Here is a 19244-nt window from a genome sequence, read left to right as displayed (position 1 = left end):
CTGGCCTCCGGAGACGGTGAAAGCGCGCTTCGTCAGGCCGAGCGCTGGGTGCTGGGAGCTGGAAGCTGGAGGCTCTCGACATCCCGGTCCCGCATGCCGAGCAGGTAGAGGATACCGTCCAGCCCGACGTTGGCGATGGCGTGGCGCGCCTGCTGGGTGACGATGGGCTTGGCATGGAAGGCAATGCCGAGGCCGGCGATGGAGAGCATGGGGAGGTCGTTGGCGCCATCGCCGACGGCGATGACCTGCTCGAGCCGAATGCCCTCGCGCGCGGCGATCTCGCGCAGCAGCTCGGCCTTGCGCTTGCCGTCGATGATATCGCCGGAAACCTGACCTGTGAGCCTGCCGTCCTGGAACTCGAGCCGGTTGGCATAGACGTAGTCCACCCCGAAGCGGCGCTGCAGGTGCTCGGCGAAGTAGGTGAAGCCGCCGGAGAGGATGGCGACCTTGTAGCCGAGCTGCTTGAGGCTGGCGATGAGCCGGTCCGCGCCCTCGGTGATGGGCAGACGCTCGACGATGCCGGCGAGGACGGATTCGTCGAGGCCCTCCAACAGGGCCATGCGGCGGCGGAAGCTCTCCTGGAAGTCCAGCTCGCCGCGCATGGCGAGCTCGGTGATGGCCGCGACCTGATCTCCCACCCCGGCGACCGCGGCCAGCTCGTCGATGACCTCGGTCTGGATCAGGGTCGAGTCCATGTCGAAGCAGACCAAACGACGGTTGCGCCGGAAGATGTCGTCCTCCTGAACGGAGACGTCGACATCCATGCTCTGCCCCAGCGCCAGGAGCGCGGCGTGCAGCTCGGCCAGCTCGTCGACGGCACCGCGCACCGAGAGCTCGACCGAGGCGAGCGGGTGTGGGCGCTCTTCGCGGCGGGAGATCCGCCCGGTCAGGCGAACGATGCGGTCGACATTGAGGCCACGCTCGGCGACGGCCGTGGAGACCCGGGCGATGTGCTCGGCGTCGATCTCGCGCCCAAGGAGCGTGAGGATGTGTCTCGGCTGGCCCTGATCGAGCACCCAGCCCTCGTAGTCGTCCGCGTCGATCGGCGTGAAGCGGATATCCAGGCCCATTCCGTGGGCGCAGAAGAGCAGCTCGCGAAAGACGCCGCAGTCGCCGCCCTCGCGCGGCAGCTCGACGAGCAGACCGAGTGCGAGGGCGTTGTGGATGGTCGACTGACCGATGTCGAGGATGGGAACGTGGAACCGGGCGAGGATCTTGGTGAGGGCCGCGGTAATACCGGGCCTGTCCTCACCCGTGACGTTGATCAGGACGATTTCGCTCATCGGAGGGCTCTGGGCGGGCTGAGAAAAGGCCACCTATTGTAGAGCCATCGATGCCCTGCTGCCCGGCAGGATCCGCGATGGCGCTTGGCGTGAGCCTCGTAGCGGCGACGCACCTGGACTGGGACGTTCGGAGCAGGCCTCGTCGCGCCGGGGCGGCGCTCCCACGCGGCTGGCGGCTCTAAGCCTACTCCCCGGCGATGGTCATGCGGTCGATGAGCCAGGAGCCGGTGCGAGTGCTGCCGGGGAAGTCGCAATCGTTGCCCACGGCGACCAGCCCCGCAAACATCTTCTTGAGATTGCCCGCGATGGTGATCTCCTCGACCGGGTACTGGATCTCGCCATTCTCCACCCAGAAGCCCGAGGCGCCGCGCGAATAGTCGCCGGTGACGGCGTTGACGCCGTGCCCCATGAGCTCTGTGACCAGCAGACCCGTGCCCAGCTCGCGGAGCATGGCCTGGCGGTCCTTGTCGCCCATCTCGATGCGCAGGTTGCGCACACCTCCAGCATTGCCCGTGGTGGGCAAGCCCAGACGACACCCCGAGTAGGCGTCCAGCACATAGGTCTGGAGCACGCCCTCGGTCACCAGATCCTTGGGGCGAGTGGCGACGCCGTCGCCGTCGTAGGGAGCGCTCGCAAGCCCGCGCAGCAGGTGAGGCTCTTCATAGATGCGCACGAAGTCGGGGAAGATGCGCTCGCCAACCTGATCGAGCAGGAAGCTGGAGCGGCGGTAGATGCTGCTGCCGTTGATGGCGGAGACCAGGCTCCGCAGCAGCCCGGTCGCAACCTCTGCGCGAAAGAGCACGGGCGCCTCGCAGGTGCCCAGGCGACGCCCGCCGAGGCGCGAGACGGTTCGCTCGGCGGCACGCTCGCCGACCGAGCGCGCCGAATCCAGGTCGGAGGCGGCGCGCGCGGTGGTCCACCAGTAGTCGCGCTGCATCATGTCCGCTTCCTGGCCGATGACTGCGCAGTTGAGACTGTGACGCGTGGTTGGATAGCCGCCCATGAAGCCGTTGCTGTTGCCGGCGACATGGATGCCAAAGCCGGTCGACAGGCTCGCGCCTTCGGAGTTGACGATGCGCGGATCAAAGCCACGCGCCGCGTCTTCGCAGGCCACGGCGAGCTGGATCGCCTCCTCGACTTCGATCGCCCAGGGGTGGCAGAGATCGAGATCAGGGACCTCGGTCGCCAAGAGATCGGGATCGGCCAGATGGGCGCAGCGGTCTTCCTGGGTGTGCTGGGCGATGGCGCAAGCGGCCTGGACCGCGTCGCGCACAGCGGCCGGACTCAGGTCGGAGGTGCTGGCCGAGCCCTTGCGGTGACCGAAATAGACCGTCACGCCGAGCCCGTTGTCACGGGTGTGCTCGACGGTCTCGACCTCGCCGAGGCGCACGGTCACCTCCAGCCCGGAGCTGCTGCCGACCGAGGCTTCCGCCGCGCTCGCGCCCTGACGCTTGGCCTCCTTGAGCAGGTCGTCGATAGTCTCTTGCAGGCGCGCCAGGCGCTCCTCGGTGTTTTCGATGGTCGCGGTAGGCATGGGGTCCGGGTGTCAGGTGTCAGGTGTCAGGTGTCAGGTGGATTGTCCTCTCGTGCGCCTCCGGCTCTCGCTACGGAAGGGCGCGCGGCAGCTCACTTGCTGGTTCCGCCGACGGTCAGGGAGTCGATCTTCAGGGTGGGCTGCCCGACGCCGACAGGAACGCTCTGCCCTTCCTTACCACAGGTGCCGACACCTTCATCGAGCTTGAGGTCGTTGCCGATCATGCTGACGCGGGTGAGCACGTCTGGCCCGTTGCCGATCAGGGTCGCGCCCTTGACCGGACGGCCGAGCTGACCCTTCTCGATGATGTAGGCCTCGCTGGCGGAGAAGACGAACTTGCCGGAGGTAATATCGACCTGGCCGCCGCCGAAATTGACGGCGTAGAGCCCCTTATCGACCGAGGCGATAATCTCTTCCGGATCGCGCTCGCCCGCGAGCATATAGGTGTTGGTCATCCGCGGCATGGGCAGGTGTGCGTAGGACTCGCGCCGTCCGTTGCCAGTGGGCTTGGAGCCGGTCAGACGGGCGTTGAGCTTGTCCTGCATGTAGCCGCGCAGGATGCCGTCCTCGATCAGGGTGGTGTTCTGGGTCGGCGTGCCCTCGTCATCCATGTTCAGGGAGCCGCGACGCCCCGGCAAGGTGCCGTCATCGACCACGGTCACGCCCTTGGCGGCGACCCGCTCGCCGATGCGGCCGGCGAAGGCCGAGCTGCCCTTGCGGTTGAAGTCGCCCTCGAGCCCGTGTCCGACGGCCTCGTGGAGCAGCACGCCCGGCCAGCCGGCGCCCAGAACGACGGTCATGCTGCCGGCCGGCGCATCCACCGCCTCGAGGTTGGTGAGCGCGAGCCGCACGGCCTCGCGGGCGAAGCCGAGGGCACGGTCTTCCAGCAGGAAATAGCCCAGATCGGCTCGGGCCCCGCCACCGCTGGCGCCTTGCTCACGACGGCCATTGTCTTCCGCGATCACGCTCACGCTCATACGCACCAGCGGCCGCACGTCCGCGGCTAGGGTGCCGTCGTCCGCGAGCACCATGACGGTGTCCTGCACCGCGACCAGGCTGGCGACGACTTCCCGCACGCGCGGATCCTGGCGTCGCGCCTCGGCGTCCACGCGCTGCAGGAGCGCGACCTTGTCCTGATCGGGCAGGCTTTCGATCGGGTTCAGCGGGTCGTAGAGGCGGCGCTCCATCGGCGCCTTGCCGACTTGGACGCGAGCCTCCTGACCGCTGCGTGCGATGGCGCGCGCCGCCTCGGCGGCTTGCGCCAACGCGGGAAAATGCAGCTCGTCCGAATAGGCGAAGCCGGTCTTCTCGCCGCTCACGGCGCGCAGCCCGGCCCCTTGCTCGATGCTGAAGCTGCCGTCCTTGAGGATACCGTCCTCGAGCACCCAGGATTGCAGCCGGCTGTATTGGAAGTAGATGTCCGCCGCGTCGATGGAGGCACTGGTCAGGGTCCCGAGCAGGCGGTCGAGATCCGACTCGGCCAGGCCGGCCGGTGCCAGGATACTGTCGCGGGCGATAGCGATGGGATCAGTCATGGTGAACGTCTGAGTGCTCGGCGGAATGATAAGCGTCAGCTCTGATAGCTAGCCTAATGATCGTGTTGACTGAAGACTGCGGCCTCAGACACCGCATTTCAAACGACGGTGGTGGATGGTCGGGAAGCTGCGACGCACCGAATCCTGGAACTCCCGGTCGAGCGACGAGCAGACGTAGCCACTGCCGCGCGGCACCTGCGCCAGGATGGTTCCCCAGGGATCCACGACCATGCTATGTCCATGCGTCTCCCGCCCGTTGAGGTGAAAGCCGCCCTGAGCCGCGGCGACGACATAGGCCAGATTCTCGATGGCGCGCGAGCGCACCAGCGGCTCCCAGTGGGCCTTGCCGGTGATGGCGGTGAAGGCCGAGGGGATCGCGAGGATCTCGACCCCGCTATCCAGCATCTGGCGAAACATCTCGGGGAAGCGCAGATCGTAGCAGACGGCGATCCCGAGCCGGCCGAAGGGGCTGTCGACGACGACCATCGCATCGCCGGCCTCGATGATGGCCGACTCGCGGTAGCGCTCGTCCACCCCGGGCAGGTTGACGTCGAACAGATGGATCTTGTCGTAGCGCGCGACCCGCTGGCCCTGGTCGTCGAAGACCAGGCAGGCGGAGCGGACCTTCTCCGGGTCGCTGGCCACCATGGGAATGGTCCCGCCGACCAGCCAGGCGCCATGCTGCTTGGCCACGCGCGCCAGAAAGGACTGCAGGGGACCGTCGCCATCGGCCTCTCTGACCGCGAGCTGATCGGAGTCTTCCTTGCCCATGAAGGCAAAGTTCTCGGGGAGGACGACCAGGCGCGCACCGTCTTCCACAGCCTCCTTGATGAGGCGCTCGGCCTCGAAGAGATTCGCGCTCACGTTTGGCCCGGTCGCCATCTGGACCGCGCCGACCTTGTACTTTTCTTTCATGATGCTCAGTGAGTGCAGCGCGGGCCTAGCTGCAGCTCGCGCAGTTTCCAATTCATGGGATCATGCCGACGGTAGCGGCGCCAGGGGGCGGCCTTCTTCATGAATGGGACGCCGTCTCGACGCGGCTCGCGCCTGCCTGGCCAGCAAGAACGAAGGACGCATGGCGCCGGCTTCCCTGCTCGCTCTGTTGTAACCATACCACCACTTCGACCAGCACAGGAACTCGGGGTCTCGACAGGCGCGTCGGCGGATCTGTCAGGATGGCATCGAGCCAGCGCCTCCCCGGCAGCCTCATTCGATGTCCAGAAAGTGATTGGTCTCGCGCCTCGGCCGAGCGCCCCCCTCGTCTCGGCTCGCGCCCTGCTGAGGCGCCAGCACCCCCCGGTTGACCAAGGGCTCCCAGCCGACCCGTGTCAGCTCGGGCTGTCCCCAGGGTCCACTGACCTTGTACTGGTAGCGCGCCAGGCGATTGATCGGGTTGCCCGCCACGCGGTCGACCAGGTAGACGGCCGCGCCCACCACGGGTCCGCCCGCGACCGCGCTGGCCAGGGCGACGCTCGAGCCGAGCTTGGGCTCCACGGTTACGGTCTGATCGAACTGCTCGGAGCGCAGATCCGTCGAGCCGGCGACCATGACCTTGCCGGCCGGGCCATCGATCACGAAACCCTCGAACCTGGCCTTTCCCCGATCGATCGCCACCTTTCCCGTCACCTGCTCGAACGCCAGGCCCTGCCCGTATAGATCGCTGAAATCAAGCGCGAGCCGACGCCCCAGGGCACTGAAGTTCAAGAAGCCGAGCAGTCTGCCGACGCCCGGCTCGACTTCCAGGAAGCGGCCCTTGCCGACCTCCAGACCGATGGACCCGGCGGCGAAGGGCAGCGCGAAATCCGTCGGCGGTCCCGGCCAGCTCAGGCTCACCTGGGCCGAGGCGTCGACGGCCTCCAGGAGCTTCCGGTCGGTCAGCTCGGTCAGCAGACGCCCGAGATCTGGGGTCTCGATGTGGAGATCCACGCGACTTCGCCCACGCTCGACACCTGGCTCCCAACCGCCCTCGCCCCGCAGGGCGAGCAGCCCTGGCCCGGCGAGCTCGATCTTCGGGACACTGAGACGCGACGCCCCATTGCTAGCCGACAGCTCATTGCGCAGACTCAGGTCCAGAGAGCCCAGCAAGGCCTTGCCCCAGCGCAGCTCGGCGACCCGCACATCCAGCGAGGGCAGCTTTTCCATGCGCACCTCAGCTGGCTTGTCGGAGGCCTTCGCCGCGCCTCGCAGGGCCTCGAGGTCCAGGCTCGCGAAGCTCAGCCCCAGCGGACGCCCGTCACCCTTGGGCGGCACCTCGATTCGCCCGCTCAGCCCGACCGCGCTCAAGCGGACCTGCCAGCCGCCGCCCTCCGGCTCCAGTCCCAGGCGGGCGCCCTTCAGCCCCAGGCCGGCGAGCCCAAGCTCGCCGGCCTCCAGGTCGAGACGGAAGGCAGCCCCGGCCACACCAGGCCCGGCGTCAGCCTCCTGAGCATCCGCCCACTTGATCCAAGCGTCCAGGTCGAGCGCCGACACCGACCCGTCGAGCACCAGATCGGACGCGGTCGGCGCCGGCGCCGACCTTGCGCCCAGCCTGAGCCGCCCTCCCGCGAGCCGCGCGCGCGGCTTAGCCAGATCGAAGCGGAAATTGCCTCCCAGCTCACCCAAGTGCCCGACGAGCGTCAATGAGCGGCCTGGGATCAAGGCGCCCTCCAGCTCCAGCTCGCGCGCGGCCTTGGCGGACTTGCCGAGCGGCTTGGGCAGGTCGAGCGACAGGCCGCGCAGGTCGGACGACAACCGGAAATCCAGCGGAAGATTGGGCTTCTTGACGTCAAGATTGCGGAAATCGACTGCCAGCCGCCAGTCGAGCCGGCCATCGGCGAGCCTCCACATCGGCGACGGAAACCTCTCGGCAAGCGACTTGACCGGCGACTCGGCGCGCGCCTCGATGCGGGTGAGCGACGTCTGCGGATCCCCGGCACCCTGGGTCGCGATGCGAAGCTTCAGGGCGCGCCCGAAGAGCTTGGCGCCGAGGTCATCCGCGCTCAGCCCCTGATCGGTGAAGCGCACCTCGCCGGTCAGATCCGAAAGCTCGAGCGGTGTGTCGGCGACGGCCAGGGTCGCCGCGCCGGGCCAGTCCAAACGCCCCGCGACGCCGATGCCACGGCCCTTGACGAAGGGCAGATCGATGTCCAGGACAAGCCGAGATTCGCCCGTAACCTCCAGCGCCTTGGCGAGCTGCCCGAGGTCGGCGGCGAGCGGGCTCTCGCTCAGCACGCGCCTGCCATCACTGAAGGGGCCTTGAGCTTCGCCATGGATGCGCATGGACTGGACGCCCCAGAGCTCGGGGATATCGGCGCGCCCGTTGGAAAAGGCGCTGTCGTAGATCCGGCCCCCATCGACCCGGATGCTCAACCCCTCGTTGAGGAAGCGCAGCGATCCCGTCGCCGAGTCGATCGGCGGCCAGCCATCTTGATAATCGAGCAGCAGGTCCTGGAACCTCAGCAGGAGCTCGAAACGCCCCTGATTGGCGCGAAAGGGATAATCGGCCAGTCGGCCGCGAAAGATGGCGTCGCCCTGGGTCACGCGGCCACCGCGAATTGCCCCCTCGAGCCAGTCCACCAGCTCAGGCACCAGAATACCCGCTGGAAGGTAGCGGCGCGTCTGGCTGGCGTCCGCATCCCGGAAGTTGGCACGCAGGTCGAGGAAGGGACTGGCGCCATCGCTCGGCAGATCGAGACTGAGGCGCGCGCTGCCATGCAGATCTCTGTTCTCCACGAGGATGTCGCGCGCCTCCAGGTGCCAGCCGGCAGCCGGGTCCTGATGCCAAAGGAGCTGCCCGTCGAGCCGGCTCAGGGGAATCGGGAGGGTGAACACCGGATTGAGATCCAGGGTCATCTGCCGCGCGCCGAGCTGGATCTCACCCCCGCCATCGTCGGCCGTTACGCGCGCATCAAGCCCCTCGAAGCCCGGGATCGAGCCGCTTTGGTCCAGCGCCAGACCTGCAACCTCGGTCGACAAGCGCCAGCGCCAGGCCCAGGGTCCGTCCCCAGCGCCGGAAGGCGCCGCCCCAAGGGCCAGCTCGCGCGCCAGGCCGCGCGGCTTGCGGTCCAGCAGCTGACGGACCGGCCCGGGCGGCTCCCAAGGCGAGGAGGCCAGCGCCCGCGCCACCTGGGCCAGATCCAGCTCAGCTGCCGTGGCGCCCAAGCCGGCGAGCTGCCAGGCAGGTGTCAACCGCGCGTCGACATTCAAGCCGGAGAAGGCGGCGCCTGCCAGCTCGGCCTCCTTCACGGCCAGCTGCAGCTGCCAACCGGAGGCCTGATGACGCAGGCGCGCCCAGGCCTTCAGCCGACTCACGGAAAGCGGCCGCGAGGCGCCGCCAGTCTCGTCCCCAGCCGACAAGAACGGCGGCAAGGTGGCCTCCAAGCCGGACAGGGCGACGCCGACCAGCACCTGATCCGGCAGGCCGGCCTCGAGCCGCGCCCAGGATTCCAGGACGAGTCCCCGGGTCTCCAAGGGGCCAATGTCGAGACGGTGCGACGGCAGCAGCATGCCGGCGTCCGCGACATCCAGCTTGGCGTAGACCCGGCCGCGCCAAGCCCGAGGATCCTCGGCCGGCCCATCGAGATTCGCGATCACCTCGATCCGATCCCCTTCGGACCGGCTCGCTTCCGCCGCGCCAGGAGGCCCGGACGGCTCGGAAAGGATGGGATCTGGCGGGATCAGGCGCGCGCCGACGCGCAGCCGATGACGGCGCCCGGAATTCTCCAGACTCAGCCTCAGGCCAATCAGCCGCACCAGCTTGGCCCCGGCTAGATGATCGACGTAGACCACCTCGCTGTCCGCAAGATTCAGCCGCCCTTGGCGCAGAAACAGCTCCAAGGCCTTGGGATCGTCGCTGCGCAGCCCCCCCAAGCCGAGAATCCGCCAGCGCCCGTCCGCTAGCCGCTCGACCACGAGCCGCGCCCCGATTAGCGTCAAGGCATCGAACTGAGGCGCTCGGCTGCGAAAGCTCGCGGGCAAATTCAGGTCCAGCTCCATGGCCTTGAGGCTCAAGGCCAGCTCGCCGCCGGGCTTCGACAGGCGCACGCGCTCGAGCGTCACGCGCGGCTCGAAGCCGCTCGTGCTCAACCGCATGACGCCGATCGAGACCTGGTAGCCCAGCCGCTCGCTCAGGAGCTGCGCAACCTCGTCACGAAATTGATTGGCGAGGGGCTGAATCAGCGTGAGCAGGCTGACCAGAAGCGCAGCGAGAATCAGGAGGCCGAAGCCGAATCGGAAGCTATGCGCCGAAAGGCGTTTCAGAAGGAGCATGGGGTGGAAGCGCTCGGCTGCTAGCCTGGGGGTCCTCTATTCTCGACCATTCCCGGCAGGATCGAGAACGTCATGCTCAGAGGTGACGCTGAGGCTGACCGAGAACAAGGGGAGGCCTCGGCGATTGGCAGTGGGCAGTGGGCAGTGGGCAGTGGGCAGTGGGCAGTGGGCAGTGGGCAGTGGGCAGTGGGCAGTGGGCAGTGGAATTGAAGCAGCTTAGCGCCGAGGGGATCGAGACTTCGGGTGTGCTGGCGTCATTCACTTTCCGCCGAGAAGGCCATCGTCAGCCGAGCATGCATCGGCAAATCCCTTGTTCTCTTCGCGTCCTTTCGCCATTGCGATTCGTTTCGACGGTCAGATCAGCACCACGTCGTACTGCTCCTGGGTATAGAGCGCCTCGGCCTGCAGGCGGATCGGCCGGCCGATGAACTCCTCGAGCTCGGCCAGGTGGGCGGATTCCTCGTCGACGAGCCGGTCGACCACCTCTTGCGAGGCGAGCACCAGCAGGGTCTCGACCTCGAACTGGCGGGATTCGCGCAGGATCTCGCGGAAGATCTCGTAGCAGGTCGTCTCGGCGGTCTTGATGGAGCCGCGGCCCCCGCAGCAGGGACAGGGCTCGCAGAGCACGTGCTCCAGGGATTCGCGGGTGCGCTTGCGGGTCATCTCCACCAGCCCCAGCGAGGAGACCTCGGTGATGTGGGTCTTGGCGTGATCGCGCGCGAGGCACTTCTCGAGGGCACGCAGCACCTGGCGCTTGTGCTCGTCCTCGGTCATGTCGATGAAATCGATGATGATGATGCCGCCGAGGTTGCGCAGGCGCAGCTGACGGCAAATCGCCTGGGCCGCCTCGAGGTTGGTCTTGAAGATGGTCTCCTCGAGGTTGCGGTGTCCGACAAAGGCGCCCGTATTGACGTCGATGGTGGTCATGGCTTCGGTCTGGTCGATGACCAGATGACCGCCGGACTTGAGGCTGACCTTGCGCTGGAGCGCCTTCTTGATCTCGTCCTCGACGCCGTAGAGGTCGAACAAGGGACGCTCGCCCTGATAGTACTCGATGCGGCCCTGGATCTCCGGGATGTACTTGGCGGCGAAGTGTGCAGCCTTGTCGACCATGGCGCGCGAGTCGATGCGAATCCGCTCGACCTCGGGCGTTACCAGATCGCGCAGGGCCCGCAGCGCGAGCGCCAGGTCATCATGGATGAGGCCAACGGTGCTGACGACGGAACAGCGATCCTTGACGCCCAGCCACAGCTTGGCGAGGAAGGCGATGTCCTTCAGCAGGGCATCTTCGGAGACCCCCTCGGCGGCGGTCCGGGCGATAAATCCGCCCTCCCCCTCGTGGCCTTCGACGTACTGCTGCAGGACCTCGCGCAGGCGGCGGCGCTCTTCCTCGTCCTCGATCTTCTGGGAGACGCCGGTGCTGCCCAGCGCGGGCATGCAGACCAGATAGCGCGAGGCGATGGAAATGTTGGTCGTCAGGCGTGCACCCTTGGTCCCGAGCGGATCCTTGACGACCTGGACGACGATCATGTCGCCCTCGTGGACCAGCTCGTGGATCTGGTCGCCGCGCGGCTCACCCTGGGGTCCGATGATGTCCGAGGCATGCAGAAAGGCGGCGCGCTCCAGACCGATGTCGACGAAGGCGGCCTGCATCCCCGGCAGCACGCGGCAGATGCGTCCCTTGTAGATGTTGCCGACCAGACCGCAGCGCTCGGCGCGCTCGATGATGATCTCCTGCACCACGCCATTCTCGACCACGGCGACCCGCGTCTCGGGGGGCGTTACATTGATTAGGATCTCTTCGCTCACAGGATCATGGACTCGATAGTTATCATTAGAGTTTCCGAGCGATCAGCGTGGGACGAAGCAGCGTCCGGCGACGCGGCCTCGGGGAACCGCCGAACGATTGCCTTTCCCGTCCAGGTCGTGGACAGCCCGGCATTGGATGCTTGCCGAGCCATTCGCCCGCCCCGTGGGCGCGCCGAATCGAGCCGCCCCGCGGCGGCGAAGCTTCCTGGCCACTGCCGATCGCCGACGGCACCGTCAAGTCACCGGATCGCTAGCCGCAATGAGGCGGATCCCCGCACGCTCGAGGAGCTGTCCCGTCTCGTAGAGCGGCAGCCCCATGACACCCGAGTAGCTACCCTGCAAATGCGTGACGAAGAGCGCACCCAGGCCCTGGATCCCATAGCCTCCCGCCTTGTCGTGCGGCTCGCCGGTCTTCCAGTAGCGGCGCATCTCCTCCTCCGCGATCGGCCTGAAGCTGACCCTGCTCGCGCTGATCGCGGAGAGCACCTTCGGGCCGGTCGCCAGACACACCCCGGTCAGAACCCGATGCGTACGCCCCGAAAGGGCTTCCAGCATCGCGACGGCGTCGGTTTCGTCGCTCGGCTTGCCCAGAATCCGATCGCCCAGCACCACGGCGGTATCCGCGGCCAGAACCGGTAGGGGCGCGGCAGAGCCCAGGCCGCCGCGCGCGGCGCGCGCCTTGTCCAGCGCGACCCGGCTGACGTAGTCCTCCGGCGACTCCCCGGAGCCTGGCGTCTCGTCGGTCTCCGCCGGAGCCAGGACAAAGCGAATGCCGATCTGAGTCAGCAGCTCGGCCCGGCGAGGCGACCGCGATGCGAGGTAGATGTGGGGGTCAGCGTCGCCCATTCCCTTGCTCCTGCCCTTGTACGTGCCTACGGACTCAAGAAAGCGCCGCCAGTCCTCCGGGCAGCTCAGCCTCCCCGATGATAGGGATGCCCCCGCGTCAGACTCCAGGCGCGATAGACCTGCTCGGCGAGGATCACGCGCACCAGTGGATGCGGAAAGGTGAGCGGCGACAGCGACCAGCGGCGCTCGCAGCACGCGAGACAATCGGGCGCCAAGCCGTCCGCGCCGCCAACGAGCAGGGCACGGTCGCGACCGTCGCCCATCCACGCCTCAAGCTCCGTGGCCAGCATCTCCGTGCTCCAGGCCTTGCCGCGCTCGTCGAGCGCAACCGCCGCCACGCCCTTGGGAATCGCCTTGAGCATGCGGCGGCCCTCTTCCTCGCGGGCCTGCGCGACAGAGGTCGACTTGGTGCGCCGCACCGGGTCGATCTCAACCAGCGTCAGGGTGCATTCGGGCGGCAGGCGTTTGGCATATTCGCGATAGCCCTGCTCGACCCAGCTCGGCATTCGCCGTCCGACGCTAATGAGATGTATGCGCAACCCTCTGCCTCGAGCCTCTCGAACGGCCCGGCATCATCGCCCATATTGTCATCCGACGTAAACGCCCGCTCGCCTCGGCGTCGGCGCGTGGCGGCTAGCGCAAGTCGCTTTCGGGGTGATCGCGCTTCGGTTATGATCGCGAATCCGCGCCCACCCGGACATGAACGCGCACCGGCCGCTCTCCCGACGAACGGGCAGCGCCCGCGCAGGGTCGGGGCACCGCGCAAGCGACCTACAACAAGACATCTAGACGGAGAGACCCATGGGAGTCGGCGGCATCAGCATCTGGCAGCTTTTGATCATCCTCCTGATCGTCGTGCTGCTGTTCGGCACCAAGCGATTGAAAGGCATCGGCTCGGATCTCGGCGAAGCCATCCGCGGCTTCCGCAGCTCGATGTCGAATCCCGACAAGGACGAGGACGAGGACAGCGCCTCCGAGCAGGCCGCATTGGGCCGCAGCGACGCCCAGCGCACCGCCGGGGCCGACGCAGCGCCGCAAGCTGGCAAACACGAAGGCACCAAGACGTCCGACTGAGCGAGGCCTACCTAAGCCATGTTCGACGTTGGCTTCCAAGAGCTGCTGCTGATCGGCGTGGTCGCGCTCATCGTGGTCGGCCCCGAGCGACTGCCAAAGCTCGCCCGAGTGGCCGGCATGTGGATCGGGCGGGCGCGTCGGACGCTCTCCAGCGTCAAGCAGGAGATCGATCGCGAGCTGAAGACCGAGGAGCTCAAGGAAGTCCTCGAGCGCCAGTCAAGGACGAATCCGCTCGAGACCATCCTCGAAGAGCCGCCGAAGACGACGGTCCGACCGGCGGAAGGCACGCGCGAAACCACGGATTCGAGCGCGACCCGCCTCCCCTCCGCAGGGGTTGAAGACGACCCTCGCCGCACAGATTAGGCACCCTCTAAGGGATCGAAATCCCGGACCGGCGTCGGCGTCGGCGTCGGCGTCGGCGTCGGCGAGGAGCCCTGCAAGTCCGGTCAGGTCCTCCCAGCTCAGCTGACCGCATGGCGACCCGCTGAACCTGCCGGGTCGACCGGACTCAAACCAACCACACCCAGCACCGCGCGGGCTCGCGAAATCGCCCGCGCCAACGGCTTGCGCGCCCGCTAGCGAGCGCACCGGCCATGCCTGCGAGATTCATAGCCGTACCATGTCGCGCCGCATCCTTCCTGTCCTCATCATTGCCGTGGGCATCGGGACCTTCCTCATGCTCAAGGAAAGCCGACCAGTGCCTGTTGCCGTTGTCCCCAAGGAGCGCATTTGGCGCGTCGAGGTGATGACGGCGCCCCCCTCGGAGCACCGCCCGATCCTTTCCTTGTTCGGCCGTATCGAGGCGCCGGATCGCGTGCGCGCCGCGGCCCCGGTCGCCGGGCGCCTCATCGAGATCAACGTCCGCGACGGGGACCTGGTCTCGGAGGGCGAGCTGCTCGCCAAGCTAGACCCACGCGACCTCCTGCCACGTCTGGAGAAGGCCAAGGCCGACCTCGAGAAAGAGCGCCTCCAGCTGGTCCATGATCGGGAAGCCCTGGAGCACGAGCGCCAGATCCTGGAGCTGGGGCGACTCGCCGTGGAGCGCGCGAACACCGTGCAAACCAAGAAGCTCGGGTCCGTGTCCAGCGTCGACGAGGCCAGGGAGCAGTATGCGCGCGCCCAGCTGGCCGTCACCCTGCGCGAGCAGTCGATCGCAGAGCACCCGGCCCGCCTCGCCACACTGGAGGCCGCCCTGGAAGAGGCCGAGCGCGATGTCGCGCGCGGCACCATCACGGCGCCCTTCGACGGACGTATCGGCGTCGTCGAGGCCGCGGCAGGCGATCAGCTGCAGCCCAACGAGACCATCCTGACCCTCTATCCGCTCGACGGCCTCTACATCCGCGCCAAGGTCCCGGGCGCCTACAGCGACGAGCTGCGCGAGGCGCTGACGAAGGGCGCACGGCTCGAGGCCGAGGGTCTCTATTCAGGACAGCCGATCTCCGCGGTCCTGGAACGGCTGTCCGGAGAAGCGGACGCGCGAGGCGTCGACGCCCTGCTGCGGCTCGCTCCTGGGGTCAATGCCCCACTCGGCGCCTTCGTCAGCCTCCAATTGGAGCGCCCTGGGGCGCCGGATACCGTGGCCCTGCCCTTTGCCGCGCTGCATGGGGGCGACCGGATCTTCGTCGTCGAAGACGGCCGCTTGAAAGGGCTGCGGATTCAGCGTGTCGGTGAGCTGGTGACGCCCGATACCGGCGAAAACCGAGTGCTCATCCGGGCTCCCGAGCTGAAGGCGGACGCGCGCGTCCTAGTCACCCATCTCCCCCACGCGGTCGAAACCCTCAAGGTGGAGCCGCTACAGTGAGCGAGGGACTGATCGCGGTCTTCGCCCGCCACAAGCTGCTGGCGAACCTCCTCATGGCAGTGATCTTCATCCTGGGCGGCATTGCGCTGACGCGGATGAACATCCAGTTCTTCCCGACCTTCGCGCTGGACATCGTCAGCGTGCGCGTGGTCTGGAGCGGCGCCGCCGCGGAGGACGTGGAGCGAGGGATCGTCATCCCGCTCGAAGAGCGCCTGAAGACAGTCGATGGGCTGAAGAAGCTGACCTCGACCTCGAGTCAAGGCATCGCCAACCTGTCGCTCGAGCTGCAGGACGGCACGGATCCCCTGCTCGCGCTCGACCAGGTCCGCCAGCGCGTGGACGAGTTCCGCAACCTGCCGCAAGAAGCGGAGACCCCGCAGATCAGCCGCGTATCGCGCTACGAGCCGGTCGCCAGGCTGCTGGTCTCCGGTCCGAGCCTGGCCGAGATCCGCCCATGGGTGCGCCAGTTCGAGCGCGAGCTGCTGGCACGTGGCGTCGATCGCGTCGACATTTCCGGCCTGCCCGAGGAGCGCATCGCCATCGAGGTGCCCGGCCGGGTGCTGGAAACCCTGGGTCTCTCGCTGGATGGCATCGGCGAGCAGGTCGCGCGCCTGGCACGCGACATCCCCTCGGGCATCGCCGGCGAGGCAGACGGGGCGCGCGAGCTGCGCAGTCTGGAGCAAAGGCGCGACCCGATCGCCTTCGAGGATCTACCGATCGTCAGCAGCGATCGCAGCCTGGTCCGACTGGGCGACGTCGCCACCATCGTGCGCGAGGCGCGCCCAGCCAGCCTGACGCTGTCGTCGATTCCGCGCGGCGCGGCTAGCGAGGCATGGGACGACCGACCCGCTACCGTGGAGCTGCTCGTCCAGCGCGCCGAGCGGGGGCACTCGCTCAAGGCCGCTGAGGTCTTCGAGAGCTGGCTCGAGGATACCCGCCCAACCCTGCCGCCAGCGATCGAGCTGCAGGTCTTCGATGCCCGCTGGGAGAGCATCAAGGACAGAATCGATCTCCTCACGCACAATGGTCTGCAAGGCCTGACGCTCGTCTTGCTGATGCTCTTCGTCTTCCTGCCCGGCCGCGTGGCCTTCTGGGTCGCCATGGGTATTCCCACCGCCTACCTGGCGGCGCTGGCGCTGCTTTGGGCCTTCGGCGGCACCATCAACATGATCAGCCTCTTCGGCCTGCTACTGACGCTCGGCATCATCGACGACGACGCCATCGTCATCGGCGAGCATGCGGAGGCCAAGTATCGCCAGGGCCTGGCGCCCGCCGAGGCCGCCATCGCCGGCGCGCGCCGCATGTTCTGGCCAGTGGCCGCCTCGGCCCTGACCACGGTCGCCGCCTTCCTGCCCCTGATCCTGGTCGGCGGCATCATGGGCAACATCCTGGGCGACATCCCCTTCGTCGCCATCATGGTGCTCATCGCCTCGCTGGTCGAAGTCTTTTTGGTCATGCCCGCGCATCTGCGCACCGCGTTCGAGCATCACGCCACAACGGCCGTTCCACGCTGGCGACAGCGCGTCAATGCCGGCTTCGACCACTTCCGCGACAATGTTTACCGGCCGCTCGTGGTCTGGGCGCTGCATTGGCGCGGCGTCACGGTGAGCATCGTGGTCGTTCTCATGATGCTGGCCGTCGGACTCATCGCCGGCGGGCGGGTGCAGTTCGTCTTTTTCCCCACCCCGGAGTCGCAGATCGTCTTTGCGAATGCGACCTTCGTGGCGGGCACGCCGCGCGCGCATACCCAGACCTTTCTCCAGGAGCTGGAGCGGGCCTTGATCGAGACCGAGGCCGAGCTCGGCGACGGACTTATCGAGGCGGCGGTCGCACGGCTCGGGTCGACGGTCGCGGTGGATGTCGGTGGCGGGGGCAAGGGCGATCAGCTCGCCTCGGTGCAGGTTCAGCTCGTGCCTTCGGAGGACCGCGATGTTCGCAACGAGCAATTCCTGGCGGCCTGGCGCGAAAACGTCCGCATGCCGGCCGGCCTGGAGAGCCTGGTCGTCTCTTCGCGCCGCGCGGGACCGCCGGGCCGCGACCTCACCGTGCGGCTGACCGGAGACGACGCCGACAAGCTGAAGGATGCGGCGATGGCGCTGCAGCAGAGCCTGGAGAGCGTGCCAGGCGTCTCGGACATGGTCGACGACATGCCCTACGGCCGCGAGCAGCTCATCTATCGGCTCACTCCGGCCGGCCAGGCGCTGGAGCTGACGACGGAGACCCTCGGCAAGCAGCTGCGCGCGGCCTTCGACGGACACCTCGCCCAGCTCGTCCAGGTCGATCAGGACGAGCTGGAGGTCCGGGTCCTGCTGCCGCGCGCGGAGCGTACCCGTCTGAGCGCGCTGGAGCAGCTGCTCATTCGCATCCCGGACGGCAGCTTCGTGCCCCTGACCACGGTCGCCTCCTGGGAGACCCAGCGCGGTTTCGAGGCGCTGCGCCACGCGGAGGGCCGGCTCGCCGTCGAGGTGACGGCCGACATCGACCGTGCGCTCAGCACGCCGGACAACGTGCGCGAGGCCCTCTCCAAGGAGCTTCTGCCGCGGCTCGCCCGCGAATACGGCATCGACTACAGCTTCGAGGGCCGCGCGGCCGACCAGCGTGAGACCCTCGGGGATATGCGCCTTGGACTCATCCTCGGGCTGGGGATGATCTACATGGTCCTAGCGGCCGTGTTCGGGAGCTGGGGCTGGCCGCTGGTCGTGATGACGGCTATTCCGCTCGGACTGGTGGGCGCGGTCGGCGGGCACTGGCTCCTTGGGCTGGACCTCACACTGCTGTCGCTGTTCGGCCTCTTCGGCCTGGCTGGAATCGTGGTCAACAACGCCATCATCCTGGTCAGCATGTACCACGAGCTGCGCGACACCGGCATGGACATAGATACCGCGCTGGTCGACGCCGCGGTCTCACGCCTGCGCGCCATGCTCTTGACCTCGGCAACCACGGTGGTCGGCTTGGGACCCCTGATCTTCGAGACCAGCCTCCAGGCCCAGTTCCTGATCCCAATGGCGGTCTCGCTCGCCTTCGGCGTCGGCTTCTCGACCATCCTGGTGCTCATCTTCACGCCGGCGCTGCTCTCGCTCCACGAGAGCCTGCATGCGCGGGTGTCAAGGCTCTGGGCCTGGCTGATGGCGGATAACAAGGCCGCGGAGACGACCCAAGCATCTTGATCGCTCGAAAACAGCAAAGCGCGACTGGCATCCTCTGGGAAGCTCAGCCAGGCTTTCGCCATTCAGGGGACAGGGACTCGGCTAGCCGAGAGGCAAGACCTTACTGGTGTCTGAAGCCCCCCGCGCCGACGCCTGGAAGCCAAGGACGCGGAGACGACATGAAATCCCGATCGCCGGCCATAGATGAGGGTCAAGCGCGTGCGACGGCACGCAAAGTGTCCCATTCGAATGAGGTCGGCCGATCCCCATGAAGACCCTGTTGATCATTCTCTCTTCCCTCGTCCTGCTGGGGACCGCCGCCATGGCGGTCTTCGTGCTCATCGTTCAGAACGTCGAGACGCCGGACTATGAAGTGGTGCGCAAGGAAGGCCCCTTCGAGATCCGGCAATACCCATCGCTGGTGGTCGCCGAGGTGGCCCGCAAGGGCACTCGCAAGGAGGCCCTGAGCGCGGGCTTCTCACCGCTGGCTGGATACATCTTCGCCAAGGAGCGCTCGGGCGACCGCGTCGCCATGACCGCACCGGTCACTCAACAGCTCGCCGAGCAGATCCCCATGACGGCCCCGGTCACCCAGGCGCCCGCGGATGACGGTAGCTGGCGGGTGCGCTTCATCATGCCGGCGGCCTACGCGCTCGAGGCGCTGCCGCCGCCCGCGTCGCCGGATGTCCGGCTCCAAGAGCTGCCAACGCAGCGCGTCGCCGCCGTCAGGTTCAGCGGGCGCACCACGGACGCCACCATCGCCGAGCAGGAGCAGGCCTTGCGGGAATGGCTGGAGGCACAAGGCCTCTCGCCAGCGGACGCCCCGGTCTACGCCTATTACAACGATCCCTTCACCCCGGGCTTCCTGCGTCGCAACGAGGTGATGATCCGAATTGCGGAGAGCCAAAAGGGCTGAGTGGGCAGTGGGCAGTGGGCAGTGGGCAGTGGGCAGTGGGCAGTGGGCAGTGG

Annotated in this window: 13 protein-coding genes; 5 read left to right on the top strand and 8 right to left on the bottom strand. The window is 67.5% G+C overall.

Annotation, left to right across the window (positions count from 1 at the left end; all coding sequences use genetic code 11):
* Positions 1–32: 32 nt before the first annotated feature.
* The 8 genes from serB to rlmH form a co-directional block, all read right to left on the bottom strand.
* On the bottom strand, positions 33–1283 hold the full coding sequence (gene serB, locus G3446_RS12750; RefSeq protein WP_164453217.1) for a phosphoserine phosphatase SerB: 1251 nt from the start codon (positions 1281–1283) through the stop codon (positions 33–35).
* A 184-nt stretch (positions 1284–1467) separates the two neighbouring features.
* Positions 1468–2817 (bottom strand): metalloprotease PmbA, encoded by a 1350-nt coding sequence (gene pmbA / locus G3446_RS12745; protein WP_164453216.1) that lies wholly within the window; start codon positions 2815–2817, stop codon positions 1468–1470.
* A 92-nt stretch (positions 2818–2909) separates the two neighbouring features.
* Complete coding sequence (gene tldD, locus G3446_RS12740; RefSeq protein ID WP_164453215.1) at positions 2910–4352, bottom strand: metalloprotease TldD; 1443 nt, start codon at positions 4350–4352, stop codon at positions 2910–2912.
* An 84-nt stretch (positions 4353–4436) separates the two neighbouring features.
* The gene (locus G3446_RS12735) at positions 4437–5267 is read right to left on the bottom strand and encodes a carbon-nitrogen hydrolase family protein (RefSeq protein WP_209262390.1); all 831 of its coding nucleotides are present in this window, start codon (positions 5265–5267) and stop codon (positions 4437–4439) included.
* Positions 5268–5558: 291 nt separating this feature from the next.
* Complete coding sequence (locus G3446_RS12730; RefSeq protein ID WP_164453214.1) at positions 5559–9599, bottom strand: YhdP family protein; 4041 nt, start codon at positions 9597–9599, stop codon at positions 5559–5561.
* Between the two features lie 354 nt (positions 9600–9953).
* Positions 9954–11408 (bottom strand): ribonuclease G, encoded by a 1455-nt coding sequence (gene rng / locus G3446_RS12725; protein ID WP_164453213.1) that lies wholly within the window; start codon positions 11406–11408, stop codon positions 9954–9956.
* 234 nt (positions 11409–11642) lie between these two features.
* Positions 11643–12254 carry a Maf family protein gene (locus G3446_RS12720; RefSeq protein WP_164453212.1) on the bottom strand — a complete coding sequence of 204 codons (612 nt, stop codon included), beginning with the start codon at positions 12252–12254 and terminating at the stop codon, positions 11643–11645.
* A 65-nt stretch (positions 12255–12319) separates the two neighbouring features.
* The gene (rlmH, locus tag G3446_RS12715) at positions 12320–12793 is read right to left on the bottom strand and encodes a 23S rRNA (pseudouridine(1915)-N(3))-methyltransferase RlmH (RefSeq protein WP_164453211.1); all 474 of its coding nucleotides are present in this window, start codon (positions 12791–12793) and stop codon (positions 12320–12322) included.
* 262 nt (positions 12794–13055) lie between these two features.
* Here rlmH and tatA point away from each other — a divergent pair, with 262 nt between their 5' ends.
* The 5 genes from tatA to G3446_RS12690 all read left to right on the top strand — a co-directional run bounded on the left by tatA (position 13056) and on the right by G3446_RS12690 (position 19191).
* A complete protein-coding gene (gene tatA / locus G3446_RS12710) occupies positions 13056–13328 on the top strand; it encodes a twin-arginine translocase TatA/TatE family subunit (protein WP_164453210.1) in 273 nt (90 codons plus the stop codon).
* Positions 13329–13346: 18 nt separating this feature from the next.
* Positions 13347–13691, top strand: a complete 345-nt coding sequence (gene tatB / locus G3446_RS12705) for a Sec-independent protein translocase protein TatB (protein WP_164453209.1) — start codon at positions 13347–13349, stop codon at positions 13689–13691.
* A 256-nt stretch (positions 13692–13947) separates the two neighbouring features.
* Positions 13948–15129: an efflux RND transporter periplasmic adaptor subunit gene (locus G3446_RS12700; RefSeq protein WP_164453208.1), complete on the top strand. Its 1182-nt coding sequence runs from the start codon at positions 13948–13950 to the stop codon at positions 15127–15129.
* The gene (locus G3446_RS12695; protein WP_164453207.1) at positions 15126–18296 is read left to right on the top strand and encodes an efflux RND transporter permease subunit; all 3171 of its coding nucleotides are present in this window, start codon (positions 15126–15128) and stop codon (positions 18294–18296) included. Before G3446_RS12700 ends, G3446_RS12695 begins: the two co-directional genes overlap by 4 nt.
* Positions 18297–18543: 247 nt before the next feature.
* A complete protein-coding gene (locus tag G3446_RS12690) occupies positions 18544–19191 on the top strand; it encodes an SOUL family heme-binding protein (protein ID WP_164453206.1) in 648 nt (215 codons plus the stop codon).
* Positions 19192–19244 lie beyond the last annotated feature (53 nt).

It is taken from the genome of Thiorhodococcus minor (genome assembly GCF_010820565.1).
In the GTDB taxonomy this organism is placed as follows: Bacteria; Pseudomonadota; Gammaproteobacteria; order Chromatiales; family Chromatiaceae; genus Thiorhodococcus; species Thiorhodococcus minor.
This window is presented reverse-complemented; position numbering and strand designations above follow the sequence as displayed.

What these genes read in the sequence shown, in the direction of transcription:
- G3446_RS12720 (WP_164453212.1), bottom strand. Translation starts at nt 12,254, where the DNA reads ATGGGCGACGCTGACCCCCACATCTACCTCGCATCGCGGTCGCCTCGC.
- tatA (WP_164453210.1), top strand. Translation starts at nt 13,056, where the DNA reads ATGGGAGTCGGCGGCATCAGCATCTGGCAGCTTTTGATCATCCTCCTG.
- G3446_RS12730 (WP_164453214.1), bottom strand. Translation starts at nt 9,599, where the DNA reads ATGCTCCTTCTGAAACGCCTTTCGGCGCATAGCTTCCGATTCGGCTTC.
- tatB (WP_164453209.1), top strand. Translation starts at nt 13,347, where the DNA reads ATGTTCGACGTTGGCTTCCAAGAGCTGCTGCTGATCGGCGTGGTCGCG.
- G3446_RS12690 (WP_164453206.1), top strand. Translation starts at nt 18,544, where the DNA reads ATGAAGACCCTGTTGATCATTCTCTCTTCCCTCGTCCTGCTGGGGACC.
- pmbA (WP_164453216.1), bottom strand. Translation starts at nt 2,817, where the DNA reads ATGCCTACCGCGACCATCGAAAACACCGAGGAGCGCCTGGCGCGCCTG.
- G3446_RS12700 (WP_164453208.1), top strand. Translation starts at nt 13,948, where the DNA reads ATGTCGCGCCGCATCCTTCCTGTCCTCATCATTGCCGTGGGCATCGGG.
- G3446_RS12735 (WP_209262390.1), bottom strand. Translation starts at nt 5,267, where the DNA reads ATGAAAGAAAAGTACAAGGTCGGCGCGGTCCAGATGGCGACCGGGCCA.
- tldD (WP_164453215.1), bottom strand. Translation starts at nt 4,352, where the DNA reads ATGACTGATCCCATCGCTATCGCCCGCGACAGTATCCTGGCACCGGCC.
- serB (WP_164453217.1), bottom strand. Translation starts at nt 1,283, where the DNA reads ATGAGCGAAATCGTCCTGATCAACGTCACGGGTGAGGACAGGCCCGGT.